General features: G+C 53.2%; 1 rRNA gene. It reads right to left on the minus strand.

Going from position 1 to position 592, the window contains the following annotated elements:
- Window positions 1–591 (minus strand): 23S ribosomal RNA (locus J0N78_RS25550); the annotation flags it as partial.
- Window position 592: the final 1 nt, after the last annotated feature.

The following is a 592-nucleotide window of genomic DNA, read 5'->3' on the forward strand; positions in this document are numbered from 1 at the left end:
AATGGGCTCTGACTACTTGTAGGCACACGGTTTCAGGATCTCTTTCACTCCCCTCCCGGGGTGCTTTTCACCTTTCCCTCACGGTACTGGTTCACTATCGGTCACTAGGGAGTATTTAGCCTTGGGAGATGGTCCTCCCTGCTTCCGACGGGGTTTCACGTGTCCCGCCGTACTCAGGATCCGTCTCGGAGAGACGATCATTTTGGCTACAGGGTTGTTACCTTCTCTGACGGGCCTTTCCAGACCGCTTCGCCTATGATCGTCTTTTCTTACTCCATGTGAGACGTCCTACAACCCCAAGAGGCAAGCCTCTTGGTTTGGGCTAATTCCGTTTCGCTCGCCGCTACTCAGGAAATCGCATTTGCTTTCTCTTCCTCTGGGTACTTAGATGTTTCAGTTCCCCAGGTCTGCCTCCTCATACCCTATAGATTCAGGTATGGGTACCATCCCATTACGGATGGTGGGTTCCCCCATTCGGATATCCCCGGATCAAAGCTTACTTACAGCTCCCCGAGGCATTTCGGTGTTCGTCCCGTCCTTCGTCGGCTCCTAGTGCCAAGGCATTCACCGTGCGCCCTTCATAACTTAACCA

It is taken from the genome of Alkalihalobacillus sp. BA299, from assembly GCF_017745675.1.
GTDB lineage: Bacteria > Bacillota > Bacilli > Bacillales > Bacillaceae_F > Alkalihalobacterium.